We start from the raw sequence: 22,643 nt of genomic DNA, 5'->3' as shown, positions 1-22,643 counted from the left end.
TTCCATGTCGCCCATGATGGCATGGCTACACTCGCCCGATGCCCGAGAATCCAGGCCCCTCCACGGCGTCGCCACGCCTGCTGGCCATCGACACGGCCACCGAGATCGTGGCCGTGGCGGCCTGTGGTCCGGCCGGCTTGGTCACCCGCACCGCGCCCGGCGGGGCGGAGGCCTCGGCCAGCCTGCTGCCGGCCGTGCAGGCCGTCCTGGCGGAGGCCGGGCTCGTGGCGACCGACCTGGACGCCATCGCCTTCGGCGCCGGCCCGGGCGCCTTCACCGGCCTGCGCACGGCCTGCGCCGCGGCGCAGGGCCTGGCCTTCGGCCTCGGCTGCCCGCTGCTGCCACTGGACGACCTGGCGCTGTGGGCCGAGGACAGCCCCTGGCGCGACGAGGCCGGCGGCCCGCTGGTCTGGGTGGCCGTGGACGCGCGCATGGGCGAGGTCTACGCGGCCGCCTACCGCCGGGTGGCGCCAGCCACCTGGCAGGCCGACGTGGCGCCGGCGCTGTACACGCTGGACGCGCTGGCGGCGGCCTTCGCCGCCGTGCCGCCCCGGCGCCTGGCCGGTAATGCCCCGGCGGCCCTGGGCGACCGATGGCCCGTGACCGCGGCAGCCGTGCACGTCACGCTGCACGACCGGCCCGCGGCCCTGCTGCGCCTAGCGGCGTCGGCCTGGCAGCGGGGCGAGGCCATCGACCCGGCGCAGGCCCTGCCGCTGTACCTGCGCGACAAGGTGGCGCTGACCACGGCCGAACGCGCCGCCCGACAGGCCGCAACGTGAGCGCCGTGCCTGCGCTGCAGCTGCATTGCCGGGCGATGCAGGCCCGCGATGTCGATGCCGTCATGGTGGTCGAACGGCTGGCCTACGAGTTTCCCTGGACCGCGGGCAACTTTCTGGACTCGCTGTCCGCCGGCTACGAAGCCGAGCTGGCGCTCGACGCGTCCGGTGCCGTCGCCGCCTACCGCATCGCGATGGTCGGCGTCGACGAGATGCACCTGCTGAACCTGACGGTGCGGCCCGACCTGCAGGGCCAGGGCCTGGCCCGTCAGATGCTCGGCCGCCTGGAAGACGACTGCCGGCGCCTGGCCCTGTCCACGCTGTGGCTCGAGGTGCGGCCGAGCAACGCCCGTGCCCGCGTGCTCTACCAGCGCTGGGGGTTCCGTGAAGTGGGCCTGCGCCGGGGCTACTACCCGGCGGCGCAGGGGCGGCGCGAGGACGCGATCGTGATGCGCCGTGCGGTGCCGGAGGTTGCCGATGGGCTGGACTGAGCGCCAGCACGCGATGCTGCAGGCCATGAGCCTGCGCGTCTGGTCGCCCGTGGCGGCGCCGGAAGCCACGGCGCCTGCCGACCCCGTGCGCCTGCCCGAGCCAGACGTCGACACGATGCCGTCGGCACCGCCGGCCCGACGCCACTCGCCTCCCCTGCGCGCAGCCTCGGATGCCGCCGTCCCGCCGCCGTCGGCCACGCCGGCGCCGCTGCCCGACGCCGTGACCGATCTGGATTGGCCCGCCCTGCGCGAGGCCGTGGCGGCCTGCCAGGCCTGCAGCCTGTGCGAAACCCGCCGGCAGACGGTGTTCGGCGTCGGCGCCGAGCGCGCGCACTGGATGGTCGTCGGCGAGGCGCCAGGCGAGCAGGAAGACCGGCGCGGCGAGCCCTTCGTCGGCCCCGCCGGCCAGTTGCTGGACCGCATGCTGGCGGCACTGGGCCTGTCGCGCGATGCCGACGGCACCGACCCGGCGCAGCAGGTCTACATCGCCAACACGCTCAAGTGCCGGCCACCGGGCAACCGCAACCCGGCGCCGGAGGAACTGGCCCGATGCGAGCCGTTCCTGATGCGGCAGATCGCGCTGGTGCAGCCGCGCATCATCCTGGCCATGGGACGCTTCGCCGTGCAGGCGCTCCTGCGCACCGACGCGCCGATCGGCAGGCTGCGCGGGCAGGTGCATACCTACCAGGGCGTGCCGCTGGTGGTCACGTACCACCCGGCCTACCTGCTGCGCAACCTGCCGGACAAGGCCAAGGCCTGGGCCGACCTGTGCCTGGCGGCCGACGTGCTGGCCGGCAGCGCCGCCGAAGCGCCGGCCCGCGCGGGCTGATCAGCCCGCTTTCTTCGCCTTCTGAGGCCGCGTCCAGCCGGAGATGGCCGCCTGCCGGCCGCGTGCCACGGCCAGCTGGCCGGCGGGCACGTCCTTGGTGATCGTCGAGCCGCCGCCGATGGTGGCGCCGTCGCCCAGCGTCACCGGCGCCACCAGCACGCAGTTGCTGCCCACGTGCACGTCGGCGCCGATCACGGTGCGGTGCTTGTTGGCGCCGTCGTAGTTGGCGGTGATGCTGCCGGCGCCGTAGTTCACGCGCGGCCCCACGGTGGCGTCGCCCAGGTAGGCCAGGTGGTTGGCCTTGGCGCCGTCGGCCAGCGTCGAGTTCTTCACCTCGACGAAGTTGCCGATGTGCACCTCCGCGCCCAGCTGCGCGCCGGGGCGCAGGCGGGCGAAGGGGCCCACCAGCGCCCCGGCGCCCACCTGGGCGCCGTCGATGTGCGTGAACGGGTGGATCACCGCGCCGGCGGCGATACTGGCGTCCTTGATCACGCAGTGCGCGCCGATGCGCGCGCCGTCGCCGATCGTGACCTCACCTTCGAACAGGCAGCCGATGTCGATCTCGACGTCGCTGCCGCAGGCGAGCGTGCCGCGCAGGTCGAAGCGCGCCGGGTCGGCCAGTCGCACGCCGGCTTCCATCAGCGCCTCGGCCTGGCGGCGCTGGAAACGGCGCTCCAGGTCGGCCAGCTGCAGCGGGCTGTTCACACCCAGCACCTCGGTCTCGTCGGGTGCCGGGCTGGCCACCACCGGCACGCCTTCGGCCACCGCCATCGCGACGATGTCGGTCAGGTAGTACTCGCGCTGCGCGTTGTCGGCGGTCAGCGCCATCACCCAGCGCTTGAGCAGCGCGGTGGGCGCGGCCATCATGCCGGTGTAGACCTCGGTGATGGCGCGCTGGGCCGGCGTGGCGTCCTTGTGCTCGACGATGCCCAGCACGCGTTTGCCAGCCCCGTCGCGCACGATGCGGCCGTAGCCGGTGGGGTCGGGCAGGTCGATGGTCAGCAGCGCCAGCCGCTCGCCGCCGCAGGCGTCAGCCAGCGCGGCGGCGGTCTCGGTGCGGATCAGCGGCACGTCGCCGTTGAGCACCAGGGTGGTGGCGTGGGCGTCGTCCAGCGCCGGCACCGTTTGCTGCACCGCGTGGCCGGTGCCCAGCTGCGGCTGCTGCAGCACGCACTGGCCCTGGCCGCCCACCGCCGCGGTCACGGCGTCGGCGCCATGGCCCACGACCACCACCGGATGCATGGCCCCGAGCCCGGCTGCGGCATCCAGCACGTGCTGCAATAGGCTTCGCCCGCCCAGCCGGTGGAGCACCTTCGGCAGGGCGGATTTCATCCGCGTGCCCTTGCCGGCGGCCATGATGATGACGTTCACTGCCATGCGCCTGTCGTCCGCAGCCAAAAGGCTGATTATCGGTTTGGCCGTGGTCGCGCTGTCGGCCTGCAGCCTGGTGCGCGTGAGTTATGACAACGGCCCGGCGCTGGCGGTGTGGTGGCTGGACGGCTACCTGGACCTGGACGACGCCCAGGAAGCCGCCGCCCGGTCGCTGCTGCGCGACTGGTTCGCCTGGCACCGCGGCACCCAGCTGCCGGAATACGCCCGCTGGCTGGCCACCTGGCGCGAACGCGCCGGCGGCGAGGTGACTGGCGAGGAGGTCTGCCGCTGGACGGCACAGGCGCGCGAGGCGCTGTGGGCGGCCACCGAACGCGCGCTGCCGGCCGGTGCCCAGTTGCTGCCGACGCTGAAGCCGGCGCAGATCGACCACCTGGTGGCCGAGATGGCCGACAAGCTGGCCGACGAACGGCGTGAGCGCGCCCAGCCGGCGGCCGAGGCGCGCCGTGCCGCCGCGCTGGAGCGTGCCGTCGACCGCGCCGAACAACTCTACGGCACGCTCACCGATGCCCAGCAACGCCTGCTGGCCGAGGGCCTGGCGCGCTCGCCGATGGACGCGGCCCGCTGGCTGGACGACCGTGAACAGCGCCAGCGCCGCTTCGTCGACGAGCTGCGGCGCGCGCGCACGCTCACCGACGACGCGGCGCGGCTGGCGGCCCTGCGCGTGGCTGCCCGTGCGCTGTCGCAGCCGGCCGATGCCGAGACCGCCGCGCTGCAGGCGCGCTGGCAGGCGCACGGCTGCGAGATGTCGGCCCGGCTGCACGCCACCACCACGCCGGCCCAGCGCCAGCACCTGCGCGAGCGGCTGTCGGCCTGGGAGGAGGACGTGCGGGCGCTGGCCGGGGGCGGCGCATCCTGAAGCGCCCGGGGCCGGCGCCCCGACCCGGTTCAGGGCAGCGACACGCGCACCGGCCGCGGGTTGGGCCCGTTGCGCGGGAAGTCGATCAGCGCGGCGCTGAAGAGCGCGCCCAACAGCGCATCGCCCCCGGCGGTGCTGCCCTCGTTGGCGGCCCGGGCCTCGTACAGCGGCTTGCCCGTGGCGGCGTCGCGCAGCAGCACGGCCACCTGGCGTTCGTAGCGGCTGCGGTCGAAGCGGGTGTCGATCACCCACACCGTGCCAGCCCAGCGGTGGCCAACGATGCCGAAGCCGCCGCGCCACCACAGCGGGTCGTCCCACGGGTCGGCACTGGTGCGCGTGGTGCGGCTGGCCACCTGCACCAGCACGTCGGGCTTCTCGTCGACGGTCACCGGGCGGAAGCCGGCCTTCGCCAGCGCGTCGCGGGCGACGGCCTCGACGCGGTCGGCCTCGGCCGGGTCGCTCTGCTGTGAGGGCAGGCGGTCGAAGGCGTAGCTGCCGGGCGCGCGGCCGGTGGGCCAGTCGCCCCAGGTGGACAGGTCGGCATGCACCGTGTTGAGCGCCGCGCAGCCCGACAGGCCGGATGCCGCAACCACGGCGGCCAGCAGCAGGACGGGGGCGAACACGGTGCGGCGTTTCATGGTGTGTCTTCCTTCGCGAACCAGCGCACGGCCGCTTCGGCCGGAGCAGCGGGGGTCGCCGACGAGGCGCAGGGTTCGTCGTCCGGGTCGAAGGCGCGGTCACCGTGCGGATCGGCCACGCCCGTCGGTTTGAGCGTCTCGAAGGGAAAGAGTTTCCGGTCCGCCAGGTGCGACGGCACCACGGTGGCCATGGCGCGGAACATGTTGTCGGTCCGGCCCGGGTACTGGCGTTCCCACTCGCGCAGCATGGCACGCACCTGCACGCGCTGCAGGTTGTCCTGGTTGCCGCACAGCGTGCAGGGGATGATGGGGAACTGGCGCACCTCGGCGTAGCGTTCGAGGTCGGTCTCGGCCACGTAGGCCAGCGGGCGGATGACGGTGTTGCGGCCGTCGTCGCTCACCAGCTTGGGCGGCATGCTCTTCATGCGCCCGCCGAAGAACATGCTCATCAGCAGCGTCACCACGATGTCGTCGCGGTGGTGGCCCAGCGCGATCTTCGTGGCCCCCAGTTCGCCCGCGACGCGGTACAGGATGCCCCGCCGCAGCCGCGAGCACAGGCTGCACATGGTCTGCCCTTCGGGGATCAGCTTCTTGACGATGCTGTAGGTGTCCTGGTTCTCGATGTGGAAGGGCACGCCCAGCTTGGTCAGGTACTCGGGCAGCACGTGCTCCGGGAAGCCGGGCTGCTTCTGGTCGAGGTTGACGGCGATCAGCTCGAAATCCACCGGCGCGCGCTGGCGCAGGCCCATCAGGATGTCCAGCAGCGCGTGGCTGTCCTTCCCGCCGGACAGGCAGACCATGACCTTGTCGCCCGGCTCGATCATGTTGTAGTCCACGATCGCCTGGCCCACCTGGCGGTACAGGCGCTTGCTGAGCTTGCGGTCCTCGAAGGCCTGCTTGCGCGGGTCCGGGCGGTGGGTGGCGGTGTCCATCACAGGCCCTCCTTGAGGCCGAAGACCTCGACGCCCACGGCGTCGCAGTCGGGGTAGACGTCGGGCTTCTCGGTGCTCACGCGCGCGGCACGCACCCGCGGGTGGGCCAGCATCGCAGCCAGCACGTCGTCGGCAAGCGTTTCCTGCAGGTGGATGTGGCCGCGAGCCACCCGCTCGGCGATGCTGCGGCGGATGAAGTCGTAGTCCACCACCTCGTCGAGCTGGTCGTGGGTGGGCGTGGACAGCGCCAGCGGGACGAAAAGATCCACGTTGATCAGCACGCGCTGTTCGCCCTTCTTCTCGAAGTCGTGCACGCCGATGTTGATCCAGACCTCGTAGTCGCGCAGGAAGAGGCGCCGGCAGTCCATCAGGCGCGGGTGTTGGAGCAGGGTCTGCATGGTCAGGGTTCTTTCGCGAGGAACAGCACGTCGCGCGGCTGGGCCTGCAGGTGCTGGCCGCCGTCGACCAGCAGGGTGGTGCCGGTGATCGCCGGCGATTCGAGCAGGAAGGCCACCGCGCGCGCGATGTCCTCGGGCGTGGACGAGCGCTCCAGCGGCGTGAGCCGGTGCGCGCGCTCGAACTCGGCCGTGTCCATCGGCCCGGAGACCAGGGTCACGCCCGGCGCCACGCCGCACACACGCGTGCGCGGCGCCAAAGCCTGCGCCAGCAGCGTGTTGGCAGACTCCAGCGCGGCCTTGCTCAAGGTGTAGCTGAAATAGTCGGGATTCGGGTTCCAGAGCTTCTGGTCGAGCAGGTTGACCACCGCGCCACCGCCGGCAGGATGTCCGGGCGCGCCGACACACGCGTCCAGCGCCCGCGCCAGCACGATGGCCGGCGCGGTGTTGGCGCGCCAGTGGCGCTCCATCGCGGCGTAGGAGAAGTCGGCCACTGCGTCGTACTCGAACAGCGAGGCGTTGTTGACCAGCGCGTCCACGCGCCCGAAGTGCGCCTGCACTGCCGGCAGCAGCGCCGCACAGGCCGCTTCGTCGGCCAGGTCGGCAGCAAAGGCGTGGGCGCGGGCGCCGAGGGCCTGGGCATCGCGCACCGTCTGCGCGGCGTCGTCGGCCGAGCCGCGGTAGTGCACCGCCACGTCCCAGCCCCGTCCCGCGAGGTGCAGGGCGATGGCACGGCCCAGCCGCCGGGCACTGCCGGTTACGAGGACCACGGGGCGGTCGGTGGAGGGCGGGGTGGCCAGGGCCATGCTTCCTACAATGCGCCGACGATGCGCGACGAACCCGCCAGTGTAGCCAGCCCCCCGTTTTCCGCGGGCGCCGAGGCCTTGGCACGCGTCACGGAGGCCATCACCCGCGACGGCGGCTGGTGGCCCTTCGACCGCTTCATGGCCTTCGCGCTGTACGAACCCGGCCTGGGCTACTACGCGCGCGGCGACGTGATCTTCGGTGCGATGCCCGAGGGTGGCAGCGACTTCGTCACCGCGCCCGAGCTGTCGCCGCTGTTCGCCCGTGCGCTGGCGGCGCAGCTGGCGCAGGCGCTGCAGGCCACCGGCACACAGGACCTGTGGGAGTTCGGCGCCGGCAGCGGCGCGCTGGCCGCCGAGCTGCTGGCCGCGCTGGGCGAGCGCGTGGCGCGCTACCACGTGGTGGAGGTGTCCGGCGCGCTGCAGGCGCGGCAGCGCGAACGCCTGGCCGCCTTCGGCGACCGCGTCTGCTGGCATGCCGCCTGGCCGGACACCTTCGACGGCGTGGTGGTCGGCAACGAGGTGCTCGACGCGATGCCGGTGCAGCTGCTGCACTTCGACGACCGGCAGTGGTTCGAGCGTGGCGTGGCCGTCGCCGGCGGCGCCCTGGCCTGGGCCGACCGCCCCACCACCCTGCGCCCGCCGGTCGATGCGCCCTTCGTGCCCGGCACCGTCACCGAGATCCACCCGCAGGCGCAGGCCTGGATGCGTACATTGGCGGCGCGGCTGCAGCGTGGCGCGGTGTTCCTCGTCGACTACGGCTTCCCGGAGGCCGAGTACTGGCTGCCGCAGCGTCATGGCGGCACGCTGATGTGCCACCGCGCGCACCGCGCCGACGCCGACCCGCTGGTCGACGTCGGCCTCAAGGACATCACCGCCCACGTGGATTTCACCGGCATCGCCGTGGCCGGCCAGGACGCCGGGCTGGAGGTGCTGGGCTACACCTCGCAGGCGCGTTTCCTTCTGAACTGCGGGCTGGTGCCGCTGCTGGAAGCCGCCGACGTGCGCGAGCGCGCCATGGCGCAGAAGCTGATCCAGGAGCACGAGATGGGCGAGCTCTTCAAGGTCATCGGCTTCGTCAAGGGCCCGTGGTTCGAGGCGCTGGGCTTCGCCGACGGCGACCGCAGCCACCGGCTCTGAACCCGGGCACCACACGCATGCGCTGGCTGCTCGTCTTCCTGATCGCCACGCTGGTCTTCAACGGCGTGCGCGGCTGGCTGCAGAAGATCGGCCTGGGCAAGCTGCCCGGCGACTTCACGATCCGGCTGTTCGGCCGCGAACTCTATGTGCCGCTGGCCAGCAGCCTGCTGCTGAGCTTCCTGGCGATGGGCATCGGCTCGTTCTTCTGAACCCAGGGGTTCAGGCCGCGAGCGCGGCCGCGATGGCGTCGGCCCGCGCGGCGTGCACGGCTCGCCCGATGTCGGGACCCTTCGCCCCGCGCGCCTGCGCGGCGGCGGCCACGGTCGCGGTGTCCACCGCGCGCGCTGCGGCCAGGAGCGGCGGCAGCCGATCGGCGGGCCCGTAGACGTCGTCCTCGTGGCCCAGGCGCCCACGGGCATCGCAGGCGCCGGCCTGCAGCACCAGGGCAAAACGCTCCGGCCGCCGGATCGCGTCGCAGCGTTCGAACAGGCGCAGCAGCGCCGCCGCCCCCAGCGTGCCGCTGGCGTGCAGGTGGCCGTGCTCGCGCGCCACCACGTCGGCCAGGTCGCGGCAGTCGCCCGGCACGCGCAGGCGTTCGGCCAGGACCTGCGCCAGCTTCGCACTGCGCTGCTCGTGGCCGTGGTGGCGCGGCAGCAGGTCGGCCGGCGTCGTGCCCTTGCCCAGGTCGTGGCACAGCAGGGCCCAGCGCACCGCCAGCGGCTGTTGTGTGCGCGCGGCCTCGTCCAGCACCATGCCCAGGTGCACGCCGGTGTCGACCTCGGGGTGGAACTCCGGCCGCTGCGGCACGCCCCACAGGCGGTCCACTTCCGGCAGCAGACGCTTCAGTGCGCCGCACTCGCGCAGCACGGCCAGCATGCGGCTGGGCTTGTCCGCCATCAGGCCGCGGGCCAGTTCCTGCCACACGCGCTCGGGCACCAGGGCATCGACCTCGCCTTGGTCCACCAACTGGCGCAGCAGATCCATCGTTTCCGGCGCTACGCTGAAATCGGCAAAGCGGGCCGCAAAGCGGGCGAGCCGCAGCAGGCGCACCGGGTCCTCGGCGAAGGCGGGCGAGACATGGCGCAGCACGCGTGCGGCCAGGTCACGGCGGCCGCCGTGCGGGTCCACCAGCGTGCCGTCGTGGCCGCGGGCGATGGCGTTGATCGTCAGGTCGCGCCGCGCCAGGTCTTCCTCCAGCGTCACGTCGGGCGCGGTGTGGAAGACGAAACCGTGGTAGCCCCGCCCGCTCTTGCGCTCGGTGCGCGCCAGCGCGTATTCCTCGTGCGTGCGCGGATGCAGGAAGACCGGGAAGTCCTTGCCCACCGGCTGGAAGCCGGCGTCGAGCATCTGCTGCGGCGTGGCCCCCACCACCACCCAGTCGCGGTCGCCGGCCGGCAGGCCCAGCAGTGCGTCGCGCACCGCGCCGCCGACTTCGTAGATCTGCACCGCGCGCGCCTACCGGTGCTGCCGGTAGGGCTCGTCCTCGGCGATGAAGTCCTGCTCCGCCACGGCGTCGGCGATCCAGGCGGCCACGGCCGGGTGTGCGACGACCCGGTCCATGTAGGCCCGCGTGGTCTCGCCCACCGGCAGGCCGTAGCTGCGCAGCCGCATCACCACCGGCGCGTAGAAGGCGTCGGCGGCACCGAACTCGCCGAACAGGAAGGGCCCGCCGGACATCGCCAGCGCGTCGGCCCAGATCGCCTCGATGCGCGCCACGTCGGCCCTCACGGCGGCCTGCTCGGCCCAGACCCGTGCGCCCACCTCGGGCAGTGACGCCTCGATGTTCATCGGGTAGTGGCTGCGCAGCGCGGAGAAGCCGCTGTGCATCTCGGCGCTGACGCTGCGCGCGCGGGCGCGCTGGTTCGCATCGCCGGGCCAGACGCCGGCCTGCGGGAAACGGTCGGCCAGCGTTTCGGCGATCGCCAGCGTGTCCCACACGGCAAAGCCGTCGTCCAGCAGCAGCACCGGCACCTTGCCGGCCGGGCTGACGGCGGCCACGGCACGCCGGAAGGGCGAGTCGGGCGAGAAGTCGAAGCGCAGCTTCTCCTCGGTGAACGCGATGCCGCAGGCGCGCATCAGCACCCAGGGGCGCATGGACCAGGACGAGTAGTTCTTGTTGCCGATGACCAGGCGCATCCCGTGTCCTTCGAGGTGTGATCAGCCCCGGCGCGCATGCGCCCGGTAGTCGTTGAAACGGTGCCGACCCGGACCACCACCCAGGTACCGCGGCACCACCGCGCCCAGCGCGGCCGGCGTGATGCCCAGCGCGTCCAGCCCGGGCAGGGTGCCGCTGGCCACGTTGGGCACCTTCATCGAATCCAGGTTGTCGGCCGACATCAGCGGCTCGCCCGGCGCCAGCGCCATCAGGGCGGCCTGCAGGCGCCCGGCGGCATCCGGCAGCGGGATCACCCGGCGCTCGTGGCCGGCCCAGCGCCCCGCCAGGCGCACCAGGTCGGCGAGCGTGAAGACCTCGGGCCCGGTGGCCTCGTAGGTCTGGCCGACCGTGTCCAGACGTTCCAGCGATCGCCACAGCGCCGTGGCCACGTCCTCCACCCACACCGGCTGGAACTGCGCGGCGGCGCCGGCCAGCGGCACGAAGGGGGCCACGGTCTGCAGCCGGGCGAAGGTGTTCATGAAGCGGTCGTCGGCACCGAAGATCACCGAGGGGCGCCACAGCGTCGGCGCCAGCCCCGCGGCCTGCAGCACGGCTTCGCCCTCGGTCTTGCTGCGCAGGTAGTTCGACGGCGCGCCCGGCCCGACCCCGAGTGCGCTGACATGGACCAGCCGTGTGACACCCGCCTGTTGCATGGCGCCGGCCAGGGTACGCGGCAGGGCCAGGTGCACGCGCTCGAAGGCCGCGGCGCTGCCGTGCAGGATGGCCACCAGGTTGACCACGGCATCGCAGCCGGCGAGCAGCGCGCGCAGCGCCGCGGCGTCGTGCACGTCGGCGGGCATCAGTTCCACCGTCGGCAGGCACTGCAGGTCGCGGCCGTGGGCCAGGCGCCTGGTGGGCACGCGCACGGTCCAGCCGGCGCGCACCAGGCGCTCGCAGGTGGATCGGCCGACGAAGCCGGTGCCGCCCAGCACCAGCACGCGGCGGTTGGCGCCCGGGGCGATGTTCATGGCAGGTCCTTGTCCGTGGCCGGCGCATCGGTGCGCCGCGGCCCCACGGTGGGCCCCAGCCTGGCCTTCAGGCTGGTGCCGCCTTCGCCCAGCACATGGGCGTAGTGCACGGCATTGGTCAGCACCTTCTTGACGTAGTCCCGCGTCTCGTTGAACGGGATGTTCTCGACCCAGGCGGCCGTCTCCAGCGTGCCACCCTCGCGCCAGCGCCGCGGGCGGTTGGGGCCGGCGTTGTAGCCGGCAATCGCCAGTGGCTGCGCACCTTCGAAGTCGTCGAGCAGCACCTTCAGGTAGGCCGTGCCCAGTTGCAGGTTGACGTGCGGGTCGGTGATCATCGACGGCTTGTAGTCGAGGCCGATCTTGCGTGCCGTCCAGCGCGCGGTGGCGGGCATCAGCTGCATCAGGCCGCTGGCGCCGACCACGCTGCGCGCATCCATGATGAAGCGCGACTCCTGGCGGATCAGGCCGTAGATGTAGGCCGTTTCCAGGCCGGCGGCGCGCGACTTCTCCACCACCTCATCGCGCAGCGGCGTCGGGAAGCGCTGGGCCACGTCGACCACGCCCTGGGTGCGTTCGCTGGTGTTGATGCAGCGGTCCCAGACCTCGCGTTCGCAGGCCCAGGCGGCGGCGGTGAGCAGGGCGCGGTCGGCGTCGGGGCGTTGGCGCAGCTCGCGCAACGTGAAGTTCCACTCGCGCACGCCTTCGCTGCGCAGGCCCAGGCTCAGCAGCTGCAGCGCACGCTGCAGGCCCGGCACGCCGCGCACCGCGGCACGTTCCTCGGCGGTGGGCGCCGGGGGGCGCGGGGGCAGCGACAGCTTCAGCCCCAGGTCCTCCAGCGCCAGCAGCCCGTAGAAGTCCCCGGGGTCGGACGCCAGCGTGCGCAGCATGCGCTCGGCGTGCGCCCGCTGCGCGTTGCCCATCTCGCCGGTGCGCGCCCGGGCCTGCAGCGCGCGCGCGGCCCAGTAATGCCAGTCGGGCGAGGCCTGCAGGGCGTCCGGCATGGCGCCGATGGCGCGCTGCAGCAGCGCCCAGTCCGGGCTGCCGTCGGCCCGCAGCGCAGCACGGGCCGCCCAGACCAGGTGTTCCTCGGGCCAGTCGATGGCACCGTCACCCTTCACCAGCGCGAACGCGCGTTCGTAGTGCTGCCGTGCCGCCGCCTGGTGGCGCATCGCAGCCCGGTAGCCGATGCCGGCCCAGGCCCGCGCCGCCAGCGCCGGCGGCAACCGGCGGGCCCAGTCGGCGGCCTGCGTGGCGGCCGCGTCGGCGTCGCTGGCGGCCATGCGCAGCAGCGCCAGCACCACGGCCTCGTCGCGCGCGCCGTCGCCTCGGGCGGCCGGCTGCTGTGCCAGCCAGCGCGCCGGGTTGTCCAGCAGCGCCCGCACGCGCGCCTCGCTGGTCTTGTCCAGCAGCGCGGCGTCGGTCAGTGCTTCCTTGCTGCGGCCGCGTTCCACCGCCTGCTGGACCTTGGGCCAGATCTCGGTCGGCCCCAGGCGCCCGTCGGCCGCCATCGTGCGCGCCATCAGGTTGCAGCCGTCGTCGTCGCGCTTCTGGCGCATCCAGACGTCGGCGGCAGCGGCCCGCACGTTCTCGCCGGCCTGGTGGCGCAGCAGCAGCGTGTAGCAGTCCACCTCCAGGTCGTCGGCCATCTGGAAGCGCGGCTGCTCGCGGCGGAAGTTGTCCCAGTCGCGGCGCTCGCCGAGTTCCAGCAGCCAGTCGTTGCGCAGCCGGTCTTCGACGTAGGTGCCCGGCCAGCGGGCGTAGAAGGCCTCGAGGTCGGCCTGGGTGGCGGTCTTCAGGCGCAGGCCTATGGACCAGTAGTCGGCCCAGGGCGCCAGCGGGTGCCGGCGCTCGATCAGCTGGTCACGCAGGAGGTCCAGCTTGGCGCCGTCCCTGGCGCGCGCCGCCTCCCGCGCCTGCAGCACGAGGCTGTCTTCCGGCGACGGTGCCGGCACCTCGGCGCGCGCTGGGGCCGTCGCGCCGGCACACGCCAACACCACCAGGAGCAGGTGCAGGTGCAGGAAAGGGAGGCGCCGAGGCGCGCTCGTCAGGAGGCGGAAACCCATGCGCTGAATTTAGCGCAGGGGTCCCCGGCTGTCCTGCGCAGGGCCGTTCGTCGATGGGGATCTCGGACGGCCCCGGCGCCTCAGAAACGCTTGCCGACGCCCACGGCCAGCAGCAGCGGGTCGACCTTGAAGGTGCCGGCCTTGGTGCCGGCGGAGAACACATCGGTCTGGATCTGCACCTTCTTCACATCCAGGTTCAGCAGCCAGCCGCCGCCGAGCGGGAAGTCCACGCCGGCCTGCAGCGCGAGGCCGAAGCTGTTCTTGTCGATCGACGGGTCCAGCGCGGTGACCACGGCGGGCGCGAACTCCACGCTGGAGAAGCGCGTGTAGTTGATGCCGGCGCCGACGTAGGGCCGGAAGCTCATGCCGCCGAAGTGGTACTGCAGCGTCAGCGTGGGCGGCAGGTGCTTCAGCGAGCCGATCTTGTCCCCGCCTGCGCGGATGTCGTGCTTCTGCGGGTAGGTCAGGATCAGTTCTGCAGCCAGGTTCGGGCTGAAGAAATAGGTGATGTCGACCTCCGGGATGGTCTTGTCGTTGACGCTCAGGTCCAGCCCGGTGCTGTCCTTGTTGGCCGATTGCAGGTTGACGGCGCGCGCGCGCACGAGCCAGTCGCCGCTGTCGTTCGACTGGGCCAGGGCGACGGGGGAGACGGCAGGCAACAGGGCAGCGGCGGCCGCGGCGGCCATCCAGCGGATGTTCATGGAGATCCTCTTCACGGGGTTTGGCGGGCAACATCGCCCGCGGGAGGATTGGGCGCCGGCAGGAGGGTCGTCGTGTTGCGTTGCAGCAAGGCTCTGACGAATCACGGATGACCTGCGTCAAGCGTGCCGGAATCGGGGTGACAATGCCGCCATGACGCCGCCGTTCAAGCTGCCCCTGGAACCCACGCAGGACAAGCTGGCGCTGCGCCGACAGCTCCAGGCCGAGCGGCAGTCCCTGGTGGACCGCCACCAGCGTGCCGTGCACCTGCAGGAGGTGCTGCGCGTCTGGCTGGTCACGCGGCCGGAGACCAGCATCGGCGCCTACTGGCCGATCAAGGGCGAGTTCGATGCGCTGCCGGCGCTGTTCCGCTGGAGCGAGGCCGACCCGGCGCGCCGCATCGGCCTGCCCGTGGTCGACCGCGAGACCAAGCAGCTGCACTTCCACGTCTGGTACCCGGGCTGCGCGATGGAGGAGGATGCCTACGGCATCCCCAAACCCAAGGACACGCCGGCCTTCGAACCGCAGCTGCTGCTGGTGCCCTGCGTGGGCTTCGGCCCCGGTGGCCTGCGCCTGGGGTATGGCGGCGGTTTCTACGACCGCACGCTGGCGGCGCTGCAGCCGCGGCCGTTCACCGCCGGCCTGGGCTACGCGCACGGGTTCATTCCCTGGCTGACGCCGGAGCCGCACGACGTGCCGCTCGATGCCGTGCTCACCGAGGATGGCGTGCACTGGATGCGCGGCGACCGGTAGTCGCCGCGGGCCGGGGCGTCAGGTCACCGCTGGCAACGTGAGCGTGAAGCTGCAGCCCTGACCGGGCGTGCACACGGCCGTGATGTCGCCGCCCATCGCCTGGGCGAATTGCCGGCTCAGCGCCAGGCCGAGGCCGGTGCCGTGCACCGTGCCGCGCTCGGCCCCCAGGCGCTCGAAGGGCTGGAACAGTCGGGCCTGCTGTGCCGCGTCCAGCCCCGGGCCACCGTCGCGCACCGTCAACGTCACCTGCGCACCGGCGCGCGCGGCGCTCACCGCGACCCAGCCGCCCGGGTGGTTGTACTTGATGGCGTTGGACAGCAGATTGGTCAGCACCTGGCGCAGGCGCAGCGGGTCGGCGCGCAGGCGCGGCATCGCTGACGCCGGGCGCTCGACGGTGACGACCTGCGCCTGCAGCAGCGGCGCCACCAGCGCCAGGCTCTCGTCCAGCGCGACCTCGGGTTCCAGCGCCATCAGCTGCAGCGTGATGTCGCCGCTCTCGGCGCGCCCGAGCTCCAGCAGGTCGTCCACCAGGGCCAGCAGGTGCCGGCCGGCGCGCAGCGATTCGTCGGCAAAGCGCCGGTGCCTGTCCGCCAGTGCCGGGTCGGCCAGCAGCAGCTGGGTGAAGCCCAGCATCGCGTTCATCGGCGTGCGCAGCTCGTGGCTGATGCGCGCCAGCAGGCCGGCGATGGCGTGGTGCGCCGTTTCGGCGCGGTCGCGCGCCTGGCGCAGCGCGTCGGCCTCGTGGCGGGCGGTGACGTCGACGATCAGGCCGCAGCGGTGGTCGCCGTCCGCCTCGCGGTGGATCGGCACCGACGTGGCCTGCACCCAGCGCAGGCTGCCGTCGCGGCGCACGATGCGGAACTCGTCGACATGGGTGCCGGCTTCGCGTTCCGACTGGCTCAGCCCCTGCTGCACGCGTGCACTGTCCTCGGGGTGCCGCATGCGCTGCAGCACGTGGCCGTCACGCAGGGCTTCCTCGGGCTCCACCCCGTAGAGGTCACGCACGCCCTCGCTGATGAACCGGAAGCTGATCCGGCCCTCGGGAGACACGTGGGCCAGATAGACCACGCCTGGCACCTGGCGCGCGATCAGCTGCAGTTGGGCATCGCTGCGTTCCAGCGCCTGCTGGGTGGCGATGCGGTCACTGATCTCCTCGACCGTGCCTTCGTAGCAGAGCACGTTGCCCAGGCCGTCCCGCACCAGGTGGGCGTTCTCGCTGATCCACACCCGCTCGCGGCTGCGATGGCGGTAGACCTCCGACACCAGGCCGACGACGCGGCCCTCGGTGGCCAGCAGCCGGCGGAAGCGTTCGCGCTGCGCCGCATCCACGTACCACTCGCCGGCGATGTCGTGCACGGCCGCGATCAGCTCTGCTTCGCAGGTGTAGCCGTTGAACTTCACCAGCGCCGCGTTGGCCCGCAGCATGCGCCCGTCGGGCGTGGAGCGGTAGGCGCCCACCGGCAGAAGGTCGAACAGGGTCGACGCTTCCGGCAGAAGCGGCGGTGGGGTGACCTCGGCGCTCACGCTTCAATGGTAGCGCCGGCCACCTGCCTGCTGGAACCCGCCGCTTTGCTGGCTCAGCCCGCCAGCCTGCGGCAGATCTCCAGCGACAGCGCGCTCTGGTTGAGCGTGTAGAAGTGCAGCGACGGCGCACCGCCGTCGACCAGGCGCCGGCAGAGCTGCGTCACCACGTCCAGCCCGAAGGCGCGCACGCTGGTGGCGTCGTCCAGGAAGCCTTCCATCTTCAGGGCCGTCCAGCGCGGGATCTCGATGCCGTCGCGCGCCGCGAACTGCGCGATGCGCGCGTAGTTGTGGATGGGCATGATGCCCGGCACGATGGGCACGTCCACGCCCATCGCGCGCACTGCATCCACGAAGTGGAAGTAGGCGTCGGCGTTGAAGAAGAACTGCGTGATCGCGCCGCTGGCCCCGGCCTTCACCTTGGCCACGAAGTGCTCCAGGTCCTTCTTCGCGTAGCGCTGCTGCGGGTGGTACTCGGGGTAGGCCGCGACCTCGATGTGCCAGTCCGGCCCCTGCGTTTCGCGCACGAAGGCCACCAGCTCGGCGGCGTAGCGGAACTCGCCCGGCAGCGCCACGCCGCTGGGCAGGTCGCCGCGCAATGCCACCAGTCGGCGGATGCCCTGGGCGCGGTAGGTGGCCAGGATCTCGGCGAGGCCTTCGCGCGTGCTTCCCACGCAGCTCAGGTGCGGGGCGGCCTCATGGCCCATCGCTGCGATGTCCTTCACCGTGGCCAGCGTCTTGTCGCGCGTGGAGCCGCCAGCGCCGTAGGTGACGCTGAAGAACTCCGGCCGCACGGCCGCCAGCTCCGCCACCACCGTCTTCAGCTTGTCGCTGCCGACGGGGGTGTTGGGCGGGAAGAACTCGAAGCTGACGGGCACCGGCAGGTTGACGGTGCTCATCGCGGGGCTCCGGTCAGTAGCGGTAGGTGTCGGCCTTGTACGGGCCGGCCACCGGCACGCCGATGTAGGCGGCCTGCTCCTCGGTGAGCGTGGTCAGCATCGCACCGACCTTCTTCAGGTGCAGGCGGGCGACCTTCTCGTCGAGGTGCTTGGGCAGCACGTAGACCTTGCCTTGCTCGTAGTAGTCGCTGTGCGAGAACAGCTCGATCTGCGCGATCGTCTGGTTTGCGAACGAGCTGCTCATCACGAAGCTGGGGTGGCCGGTGGCGCAGCCCAGGTTCACCAGGCGCCCCTTGGCCAGCAGGATGATGCGCTTACCGTCGGGGAAGATCACGTGGTCGACCTGCGGCTTGATCTCGTCCCACTCGCACTTCTCGAGCGACGCGACGTCGATCTCGTTGTCGAAGTGGCCGATGTTGCAGACGATGGCCTGGTCCTTCATGGCCGCCATGTGCTCGTAGCGGATGACGTCCTTGTTGCCTGTGGCGCTGACGAAGATGTCGGCCTTGTCGGCGGCGTACTCCATCGTCACGACCTTGAAGCCTTCCATCGCCGCCTGCAGCGCGTTGATGGGGTCGACCTCGGTCACCCAGACCTGGGCGCTGAGCGCGCGCAGCGCCTGCGCGCTGCCCTTGCCCACGTCGCCGTAGCCGGCCACCAGGGCCACCTTGCCCGCCACCATCACGTCGGTGGCACGCTTGATGGCGTCGACCAGGCTCTCGCGGCAGCCGTAGAGGTTGTCGAACTTGCTCTTGGTGACGCTGTCGTTGACGTTGATGGCGCGGAACATCAGCGTGCCCTTGGCGCTCATCTCCTTGAGGCGCAGCACGCCCGTGGTCGTCTCTTCGGTGACGCCGATGATCTGCGCGCTCTTGCGGCTGTACCAGGTGCCGTCCACCGCCAGCTTGGCCTTGATGGCGGCGTAGAGCTCGCGCTCCTCCTCGCTCTTCGGGTTGGCCAGCACCGAGGCGTCCTTCTCGGCCTTCTTGCCCAGGTGCATCAGCAGCGTCGCGTCGCCGCCGTCGTCCAGGATCATGTTCGGACCTTCGTTCTCGGTGCCCTTGGCGCCGAACTCGAAGATGCGGTGGGTGTAGTCCCAGTAGTCCTTCAGCGTCTCGCCCTTGTAGGCGAACACCGGCGTGCCCTGGGCCACCAGCGCCGCAGCGGCGTGGTCCTGGGTGCTGAAGATGTTGCACGAGGCCCAGCGCACCTGCGCGCCCAGGGCCTGCAGCGTCTCCACCAGCACCGCGGTCTGGATGGTCATGTGCAGGCTGCCGGTGATGCGCGCGCCCTTCAGGGGCTGACTCTTGGCGAATTCCTCGCGGATCGCCATCAGGCCGGGCATCTCGGTCTCGGCGATGCGGATTTCCTTGCGGCCGAAGTCGGCCTGCGACAGGTCGGCGATCGCGTGATCGGTGGTGGGTTTCAGGACGGCGTTCATGTCGGCTCCAGATCAGTCCATGGGGATGACCCTGCACGACAGGCCGAAGGCAACCGCAGATGCGGCATCACCCGGGCGGCCATGGCCGTGCAGGTGAGCGCGGTTGCGAATCAGAAAACTCTGAAAGGATCCGAGCCTGGCCCCGGGTTGAGGGGTTGCAACGCTCCTCGGAATGTCATGATTCTAGCCAGCCGGGCCGGATCGTGCAGCCTTCGGTTCCGTCAAGTTGCCACGGAAGTCGCCAGCTGATCCTCGTAACCGCCGGGCACCAGGGCCGGCCGGCCGACGATCAGCGGGTCCACCGCGCCGACGCGGGACAGGTCCTTGCGGGCATAGGGCAGCCGGTGCAGCACGAAGCGCATGGCGTTCAGGCGCGCGCGCTTCTTGCAGTTGCTCTTGATCACCGTCCAGGGCGCGTCGGACGTGTCGCAGTGCAGGAACATGTTCTCCTTGGCGCGCGTGTAGTCGTCCCACTTGTCCAGCGAGGCCAGGTCCACCGGGCTGAGCTTCCACTGCTTGAGCGGGTGCACCTGGCGTTCCTTGAAGCGCCGGCGCTGCTCGTCGCGGCCGACGCTGAACCAGAACTTGAACAGGTGCACACCGCTGCGCACCAGCTGGCGCTCGAACTCCGGCGCCTGGCGCAGGAACTCCTCGTACTCTGCGTCGCTGCAGAAGCCCATCACGCGCTCGACGCCCGACCGGTTGTACCAGCTGCGGTCGAAGAGCACGATCTCGCCGCGCGTGGGCAGGTGCTGGATGTAGCGCTGGAAGTACCACTGGCCACGCTCGATCTCGCTGGGCTTCTCCAGCGCCACCACGCGGGCGCCGCGCGGGTTCAGGTGCTCCATGAAGCGCTTGATGGTGCCGCCCTTGCCGGCGGCGTCGCGGCCTTCGAACAGGATCACCACGCGCTGCCCGGTGTCCTTGACCCAGGCCTGCAGCTTCAGCAACTCCACCTGCAGGCGGTACTTCTGCTTCTCGTAGCTCTTGCGCGAGAGCAGGTTGCGGTAGGGGTAGCCGCCGTCGCGCCAGCCTGCGGCGAGTTCCAGGTCCGGGTCCACGCCTTCGGCCACTGGCCGGGCGCGCTCGCCCAGCAGGCGCTTGAGCGCCTTGGCCTCGTCGGGCGCCATGCCGTCGGCGAAGGCCTTCCACTGCGTCATCAGTTCGCTGGCGGGGGTCTGTGACTTCGCGTGTTCGGCCAGCAGATCACCCAGGGCCATGGCCGCCACGGTGCGCGTGCGCACGGCCGCGCGGCTGCCGCGGTCGGCCTCCAGGGCGGCCGGGGTCAGCGTGGGCGCGGTGTCACCGGCCACCGCGCGGCGTGGGCGGGCGGTTTTCGGCGGCGTCTTCTTGGCGGCCGGGCGGGGGGGCGTGGCGGTGCGTTGGCGGGCAGACGGCATGCGGTGCTTGAGATGACGGTTGGATGACACTGCGATGATCTCGCCCGTGACACATCGCCCATTGACCAACATCAAGTCGCAGCCCCTGGCCGACCTGCCCCGAGCACACGCTCGTGACGTGGTGGGCGTGCTCACCGACATCGACGACACGCTCACGCGCGACGGCGCCCTCGAACCGGCCGCCCTGCAGGCGCTGCTGGCGCTGGCGGAGGCCGGCCTGCCGGTGTTCGCCGTCACCGGCCGGCCCATGGGCTGGAGCGAACCCTTCGCCCGTGCCTGGCCGCTGCAGGCCATCGTGGCCGAGAACGGCGCCGTGGCGCTGTGGCGTGCGGGGGAGGGCCTGGCGGTCGAGTACGCCCAGGATGACGCCACCCGTGCGGTCAACGCGCAGCGCCTGCGGGCTGTTGCCGCGCGCATCCTGGCCGAGGTGCCGGGGGCCACGCTGGCGCGCGACAGCGCCGGCCGCGTGACCGACATCGCCATCGACCACGCCGAGTTCGCGCACCTGGACGCCGCGGCGATCGCCCGCGTCGTGGCCATCATGCAGGCCGAGGGCATGCAGGCCACCGTCAGCTCCATCCACGTCAACGGCTGGTACGGCGAGCACGACAAGTGGAGCGGTGCGCGCTGGATCGTGCAGCGCCGGCTCGGCCGTGAACTGGCCGCCGAGGTCGATCGTTGGGTCTACGTCGGCGACTCCACCAACGACCAGGCCATGTTCGCCCGCTTCGCGCTCAGCGTGGGCGTGTCCAACCTGATGGATTTCGCCGACCGGCTGCACGCCTGGCCTGCCTACCTGGCGCAAGGCGCCCGTGGCGACGGCTTCGCGGAAGTGGCCCGGGCGCTGCTGGCCGCTCGCGGCTGACGGACGCCCACAATCCGCGTCATGCACACCCCTTCGTCCTACGGCGGCATGGTCGTCGCCCCCCACCACCTGGCCGCACAGGCCGGCCGCGACGTGCTGCGCGACGGCGGCACCGCGGTGGAGGCCATGGTGGCGGCCGCGGCGGCCATCGCCGTCGTCTACCCGCACATGAACGCCATCGGCGGCGACGGCTTCTGGCTCATCCACGACCCGGCCAAGGGCGACGCGCCGCCGGTGGCCATCGACGCCTGCGGCGCCGCGGCCGCTGCGGCCAGCATCGACTTCTACGCGTCACGCGGCCACAGCACGGCCATCCCCAGCCGTGGGCCGCTGGCGGCACTCACGGCCGCCGGCACCATCGGCGGCTGGGCCGAGGCGCTGGCGGTCAGCGCCCACTGGCAGGCGCCGCTGCCGCTGCCCCGCCTGCTGGCCGACGCCATCCGCCATGCCGAGGACGGCGTGGCCGTCAGCGCCAGCCAGGCGCGGCTCACGCGCGCCAAGCTGGCCGAGCTGGCGCCGCAGCCCGGCTTCGGCACCACCTACCTCGTCGACGGCCAGCCGCCGGCGCCCGGCCACCGGCTGCGCCAGCCGGCCCTGGCCGCCACGCTGCGCCAGCTGGCCGACGACGGCCTGGACAGCTTCTACCGCGGCCCGCTGGCCGCGCGCATCGCCGCGGCGCTGCAGGCCGTGGGCAGCCCGCTGACGGCGGCCGACCTCGCCGCCTGTCGCGCCGAGCGCGTGCCGCCGCTGCGCGTGGTGCTGCCCGAGGCCGAGGTCTTCAACCTGCCGCCGCCGACCCAGGGCCTGGCCACGCTGATGATCCTGGGGTTGTTCGACCAGCTCGGGGTGACCGAAGGCGAGGGCTTCGCTCACCTGCACGGCCTGGTCGAGGCCACCAAGCTGGCCTTCCTGGTGCGCGATGCCGTGGTTACCGACCGCGGCCGCCTGCCAACGGATCCGCAGGCTTTCCTGATGGCCGAAGCGCTGGCCGAGCGGGCCGTGCGCATCGACCCGGCGCGTGCGTTGCCCTGGCCGCAGCCCACCCAGCCCGGCGACACGATCTGGATGGGCGCGGTCGACCGCGAGGGCCGGGCCGTGAGCTTCATCCAGAGCGTGTACTGGGAGTTTGGGAGCGGCGTGGTGCTGCCCGACCTGGGCATCTGCTGGCAGAACCGGGGCACCAGCTTCTCGCTGGACCCGCAGGCGCTGAATGCGCTGGAACCCGGCCGCAAGCCCTTCCACACGCTGAACCCGTCGCTGGCGCGTTTCGGCGATGGCCGTGTGATGCCCTTCGGCACCATGGGCGGCGAGGGCCAGCCGCAGACGCAGGCGGCGGTCTACACCCGGGTCGCACGCTTCGGCCAGGGCCTGCAGCAGGCCGTCGCCGCGCCGCGCTGGTTGCTCGGCCGCACCTGGGGCGACGTGAGCACCACGCTGAAGCTGGAAAGCCGCTTCGACCCGGCCCTGGTGCAGGCCCTGCGCGAGGCCGACCACACCGTGGAGATGCTCGACGAAGCGTTCAGCGACACCATGGGCCACGCCGGCGCGCTGATTCGCCACCCCGACGGCCGCATCGAAGGCGCCGCCGACCCGCGCAGTGACGGCGCGGCCGCCGGCGTCTGATCGA

23 protein-coding genes and 1 riboswitch are annotated in these 22,643 nt (G+C 72.1%); of the genes, 9 read left to right on the top strand and 14 right to left on the bottom strand.

From position 1 onward, the window contains the following. The first annotated feature begins 38 nt into the window (after positions 1-38). From tsaB to ENE75_RS12315, 3 genes are read left to right on the top strand one after another with little or no spacing between them, the layout of a single operon-like run. Positions 39-779, top strand: coding sequence for a tRNA (adenosine(37)-N6)-threonylcarbamoyltransferase complex dimerization subunit type 1 TsaB (tsaB, locus tag ENE75_RS12325; protein WP_128198597.1), 741 nt, complete (start codon positions 39-41; stop codon positions 777-779). Then, positions 776-1,267, top strand: coding sequence for a ribosomal protein S18-alanine N-acetyltransferase (gene rimI, locus ENE75_RS12320; RefSeq protein ID WP_233259043.1), 492 nt, complete (start codon positions 776-778; stop codon positions 1,265-1,267). The genes tsaB and rimI overlap by 4 nt, the downstream gene beginning before the upstream one ends. Next, positions 1,254-2,096 (top strand): uracil-DNA glycosylase, encoded by an 843-nt coding sequence (locus tag ENE75_RS12315; RefSeq protein ID WP_128198596.1) that lies wholly within the window; start codon positions 1,254-1,256, stop codon positions 2,094-2,096. The genes rimI and ENE75_RS12315 overlap by 14 nt, the downstream gene beginning before the upstream one ends. On the opposite strand, the gene glmU is transcribed toward ENE75_RS12315, so the two are convergent. Next, positions 2,097-3,473, bottom strand: a complete 1,377-nt coding sequence (gene glmU / locus ENE75_RS12310; protein WP_128198595.1) for a bifunctional UDP-N-acetylglucosamine diphosphorylase/glucosamine-1-phosphate N-acetyltransferase GlmU — start codon at positions 3,471-3,473, stop codon at positions 2,097-2,099. A 43-nt stretch (positions 3,474-3,516) separates the two neighbouring features. On the opposite strand from glmU, the gene ENE75_RS12305 reads away from it, so the two are divergent. Next, complete coding sequence (locus ENE75_RS12305; RefSeq protein WP_158288929.1) at positions 3,517-4,344, top strand: DUF6279 family lipoprotein; 828 nt, start codon at positions 3,517-3,519, stop codon at positions 4,342-4,344. 29 nt (positions 4,345-4,373) lie between these two features. Here ENE75_RS12305 and ENE75_RS12300 read toward each other — a convergent pair whose 3' ends face one another. From ENE75_RS12300 to ENE75_RS12285, 4 genes are read right to left on the bottom strand one after another with little or no spacing between them, the layout of a single operon-like run. After that, positions 4,374-4,982, bottom strand: a complete 609-nt coding sequence (locus ENE75_RS12300; RefSeq protein WP_128198593.1) for a DUF4136 domain-containing protein — start codon at positions 4,980-4,982, stop codon at positions 4,374-4,376. Then, a complete protein-coding gene (gene ttcA, locus ENE75_RS12295) occupies positions 4,979-5,914 on the bottom strand; it encodes a tRNA 2-thiocytidine(32) synthetase TtcA (RefSeq protein ID WP_128198592.1) in 936 nt (311 codons plus the stop codon). The genes ENE75_RS12300 and ttcA overlap by 4 nt, the downstream gene beginning before the upstream one ends. After that, positions 5,914-6,312, bottom strand: coding sequence for a dihydroneopterin aldolase (locus ENE75_RS12290; RefSeq protein ID WP_128198591.1), 399 nt, complete (start codon positions 6,310-6,312; stop codon positions 5,914-5,916). The genes ttcA and ENE75_RS12290 overlap by 1 nt, the downstream gene beginning before the upstream one ends. 2 nt (positions 6,313-6,314) lie before the next feature. Further along, positions 6,315-7,115 carry an SDR family oxidoreductase gene (locus tag ENE75_RS12285; RefSeq protein WP_128198590.1) on the bottom strand — a complete coding sequence of 267 codons (801 nt, stop codon included), beginning with the start codon at positions 7,113-7,115 and terminating at the stop codon, positions 6,315-6,317. Positions 7,116-7,136: 21 nt separating this feature from the next. Here ENE75_RS12285 and ENE75_RS12280 point away from each other — a divergent pair, with 21 nt between their 5' ends. Both ENE75_RS12280 and ENE75_RS12275 read left to right on the top strand, forming a co-directional pair. After that, entirely contained in the window at positions 7,137-8,252 is a 1,116-nt protein-coding gene (locus tag ENE75_RS12280) for a class I SAM-dependent methyltransferase (RefSeq protein ID WP_128198589.1), read from the top strand. A 17-nt stretch (positions 8,253-8,269) separates the two neighbouring features. Next, positions 8,270-8,461, top strand: a complete 192-nt coding sequence (locus tag ENE75_RS12275) for a DUF2905 family protein (RefSeq protein WP_128198588.1) — start codon at positions 8,270-8,272, stop codon at positions 8,459-8,461. 10 nt (positions 8,462-8,471) lie between these two features. Here ENE75_RS12275 and ENE75_RS12270 read toward each other — a convergent pair whose 3' ends face one another. The 5 genes from ENE75_RS12270 to ENE75_RS12250 all read right to left on the bottom strand — a co-directional run bounded on the left by ENE75_RS12270 (position 8,472) and on the right by ENE75_RS12250 (position 14,139). After that, entirely contained in the window at positions 8,472-9,698 is a 1,227-nt protein-coding gene (locus tag ENE75_RS12270; RefSeq protein WP_128198587.1) for a multifunctional CCA addition/repair protein, read from the bottom strand. A gap of 9 nt (positions 9,699-9,707) precedes the next feature. Beyond that, positions 9,708-10,388: a glutathione S-transferase family protein gene (locus ENE75_RS12265; RefSeq protein WP_128198586.1), complete on the bottom strand. Its 681-nt coding sequence runs from the start codon at positions 10,386-10,388 to the stop codon at positions 9,708-9,710. Between the two features lie 21 nt (positions 10,389-10,409). After that, complete coding sequence (locus ENE75_RS12260; RefSeq protein ID WP_128198585.1) at positions 10,410-11,375, bottom strand: complex I NDUFA9 subunit family protein; 966 nt, start codon at positions 11,373-11,375, stop codon at positions 10,410-10,412. Further along, positions 11,372-13,438: a lytic transglycosylase domain-containing protein gene (locus ENE75_RS12255; protein ID WP_128198584.1), complete on the bottom strand. Its 2,067-nt coding sequence runs from the start codon at positions 13,436-13,438 to the stop codon at positions 11,372-11,374. Before ENE75_RS12255 ends, ENE75_RS12260 begins: the two co-directional genes overlap by 4 nt. A gap of 80 nt (positions 13,439-13,518) precedes the next feature. Continuing rightward, positions 13,519-14,139 carry an OmpW/AlkL family protein gene (locus ENE75_RS12250; RefSeq protein ID WP_128198583.1) on the bottom strand — a complete coding sequence of 207 codons (621 nt, stop codon included), beginning with the start codon at positions 14,137-14,139 and terminating at the stop codon, positions 13,519-13,521. Between the two features lie 151 nt (positions 14,140-14,290). Between ENE75_RS12250 and ENE75_RS12245 the strand changes: the two genes are divergently transcribed. Continuing rightward, positions 14,291-14,890 (top strand): 5-formyltetrahydrofolate cyclo-ligase, encoded by a 600-nt coding sequence (locus ENE75_RS12245; RefSeq protein ID WP_128198582.1) that lies wholly within the window; start codon positions 14,291-14,293, stop codon positions 14,888-14,890. A gap of 18 nt (positions 14,891-14,908) precedes the next feature. Here the strand turns inward: ENE75_RS12245 and ENE75_RS12240 are convergent, their stop codons facing one another. From ENE75_RS12240 to ppk2, 4 genes are all read right to left on the bottom strand, one after another. Beyond that, positions 14,909-16,414 (bottom strand): sensor histidine kinase, encoded by a 1,506-nt coding sequence (locus ENE75_RS12240; RefSeq protein ID WP_128198581.1) that lies wholly within the window; start codon positions 16,412-16,414, stop codon positions 14,909-14,911. 53 nt (positions 16,415-16,467) lie between these two features. Next, positions 16,468-17,310: a methylenetetrahydrofolate reductase [NAD(P)H] gene (metF, locus tag ENE75_RS12235; RefSeq protein ID WP_128198580.1), complete on the bottom strand. Its 843-nt coding sequence runs from the start codon at positions 17,308-17,310 to the stop codon at positions 16,468-16,470. 13 nt (positions 17,311-17,323) lie between these two features. Beyond that, on the bottom strand, positions 17,324-18,751 hold the full coding sequence (ahcY, locus tag ENE75_RS12230; protein ID WP_128198579.1) for an adenosylhomocysteinase: 1,428 nt from the start codon (positions 18,749-18,751) through the stop codon (positions 17,324-17,326). Between the two features lie 88 nt (positions 18,752-18,839). Next, positions 18,840-18,926: riboswitch (S-adenosyl-L-homocysteine riboswitch) on the bottom strand. 46 nt (positions 18,927-18,972) lie between these two features. Further along, positions 18,973-20,151 (bottom strand): polyphosphate kinase 2, encoded by a 1,179-nt coding sequence (ppk2, locus tag ENE75_RS12225; RefSeq protein WP_128198578.1) that lies wholly within the window; start codon positions 20,149-20,151, stop codon positions 18,973-18,975. A 34-nt stretch (positions 20,152-20,185) separates the two neighbouring features. Between ppk2 and ENE75_RS12220 the strand changes: the two genes are divergently transcribed. Continuing rightward, a complete protein-coding gene (locus ENE75_RS12220; RefSeq protein ID WP_128198577.1) occupies positions 20,186-21,016 on the top strand; it encodes an HAD-IIB family hydrolase in 831 nt (276 codons plus the stop codon). A gap of 21 nt (positions 21,017-21,037) precedes the next feature. Beyond that, complete coding sequence (locus tag ENE75_RS12215) at positions 21,038-22,639, top strand: gamma-glutamyltransferase family protein (protein ID WP_128198576.1); 1,602 nt, start codon at positions 21,038-21,040, stop codon at positions 22,637-22,639. Positions 22,640-22,643 lie beyond the last annotated feature (4 nt).

Source organism: Rubrivivax albus, assembly GCF_004016515.1.
Taxonomy (GTDB): Bacteria; Pseudomonadota; Gammaproteobacteria; order Burkholderiales; family Burkholderiaceae_C; genus Rubrivivax; species Rubrivivax albus.
Note: the sequence above shows the minus strand (reverse complement) of the source record. Positions and strands in the feature narration are given on the sequence as shown.

What these genes read in the sequence shown, in the direction of transcription:
- glmU (WP_128198595.1), bottom strand. Translation starts at nt 3,473, where the DNA reads ATGGCAGTGAACGTCATCATCATGGCCGCCGGCAAGGGCACGCGGATG.
- ENE75_RS12250 (WP_128198583.1), bottom strand. Translation starts at nt 14,139, where the DNA reads ATGAACATCCGCTGGATGGCCGCCGCGGCCGCCGCTGCCCTGTTGCCT.
- ppk2 (WP_128198578.1), bottom strand. Translation starts at nt 20,151, where the DNA reads ATGCCGTCTGCCCGCCAACGCACCGCCACGCCCCCCCGCCCGGCCGCC.
- ENE75_RS12215 (WP_128198576.1), top strand. Translation starts at nt 21,038, where the DNA reads ATGCACACCCCTTCGTCCTACGGCGGCATGGTCGTCGCCCCCCACCAC.
- ENE75_RS12275 (WP_128198588.1), top strand. Translation starts at nt 8,270, where the DNA reads ATGCGCTGGCTGCTCGTCTTCCTGATCGCCACGCTGGTCTTCAACGGC.
- ENE75_RS12245 (WP_128198582.1), top strand. Translation starts at nt 14,291, where the DNA reads ATGACGCCGCCGTTCAAGCTGCCCCTGGAACCCACGCAGGACAAGCTG.
- metF (WP_128198580.1), bottom strand. Translation starts at nt 17,310, where the DNA reads ATGAGCACCGTCAACCTGCCGGTGCCCGTCAGCTTCGAGTTCTTCCCG.
- ENE75_RS12285 (WP_128198590.1), bottom strand. Translation starts at nt 7,115, where the DNA reads ATGGCCCTGGCCACCCCGCCCTCCACCGACCGCCCCGTGGTCCTCGTA.
- ENE75_RS12255 (WP_128198584.1), bottom strand. Translation starts at nt 13,438, where the DNA reads ATGGGTTTCCGCCTCCTGACGAGCGCGCCTCGGCGCCTCCCTTTCCTG.
- ENE75_RS12290 (WP_128198591.1), bottom strand. Translation starts at nt 6,312, where the DNA reads ATGCAGACCCTGCTCCAACACCCGCGCCTGATGGACTGCCGGCGCCTC.
- ENE75_RS12300 (WP_128198593.1), bottom strand. Translation starts at nt 4,982, where the DNA reads ATGAAACGCCGCACCGTGTTCGCCCCCGTCCTGCTGCTGGCCGCCGTG.
- ttcA (WP_128198592.1), bottom strand. Translation starts at nt 5,914, where the DNA reads ATGGACACCGCCACCCACCGCCCGGACCCGCGCAAGCAGGCCTTCGAG.
- ENE75_RS12265 (WP_128198586.1), bottom strand. Translation starts at nt 10,388, where the DNA reads ATGCGCCTGGTCATCGGCAACAAGAACTACTCGTCCTGGTCCATGCGC.
- ENE75_RS12260 (WP_128198585.1), bottom strand. Translation starts at nt 11,375, where the DNA reads ATGAACATCGCCCCGGGCGCCAACCGCCGCGTGCTGGTGCTGGGCGGC.
- ahcY (WP_128198579.1), bottom strand. Translation starts at nt 18,751, where the DNA reads ATGAACGCCGTCCTGAAACCCACCACCGATCACGCGATCGCCGACCTG.
- ENE75_RS12220 (WP_128198577.1), top strand. Translation starts at nt 20,186, where the DNA reads ATGATCTCGCCCGTGACACATCGCCCATTGACCAACATCAAGTCGCAG.
- ENE75_RS12315 (WP_128198596.1), top strand. Translation starts at nt 1,254, where the DNA reads ATGGGCTGGACTGAGCGCCAGCACGCGATGCTGCAGGCCATGAGCCTG.
- ENE75_RS12280 (WP_128198589.1), top strand. Translation starts at nt 7,137, where the DNA reads ATGCGCGACGAACCCGCCAGTGTAGCCAGCCCCCCGTTTTCCGCGGGC.
- tsaB (WP_128198597.1), top strand. Translation starts at nt 39, where the DNA reads ATGCCCGAGAATCCAGGCCCCTCCACGGCGTCGCCACGCCTGCTGGCC.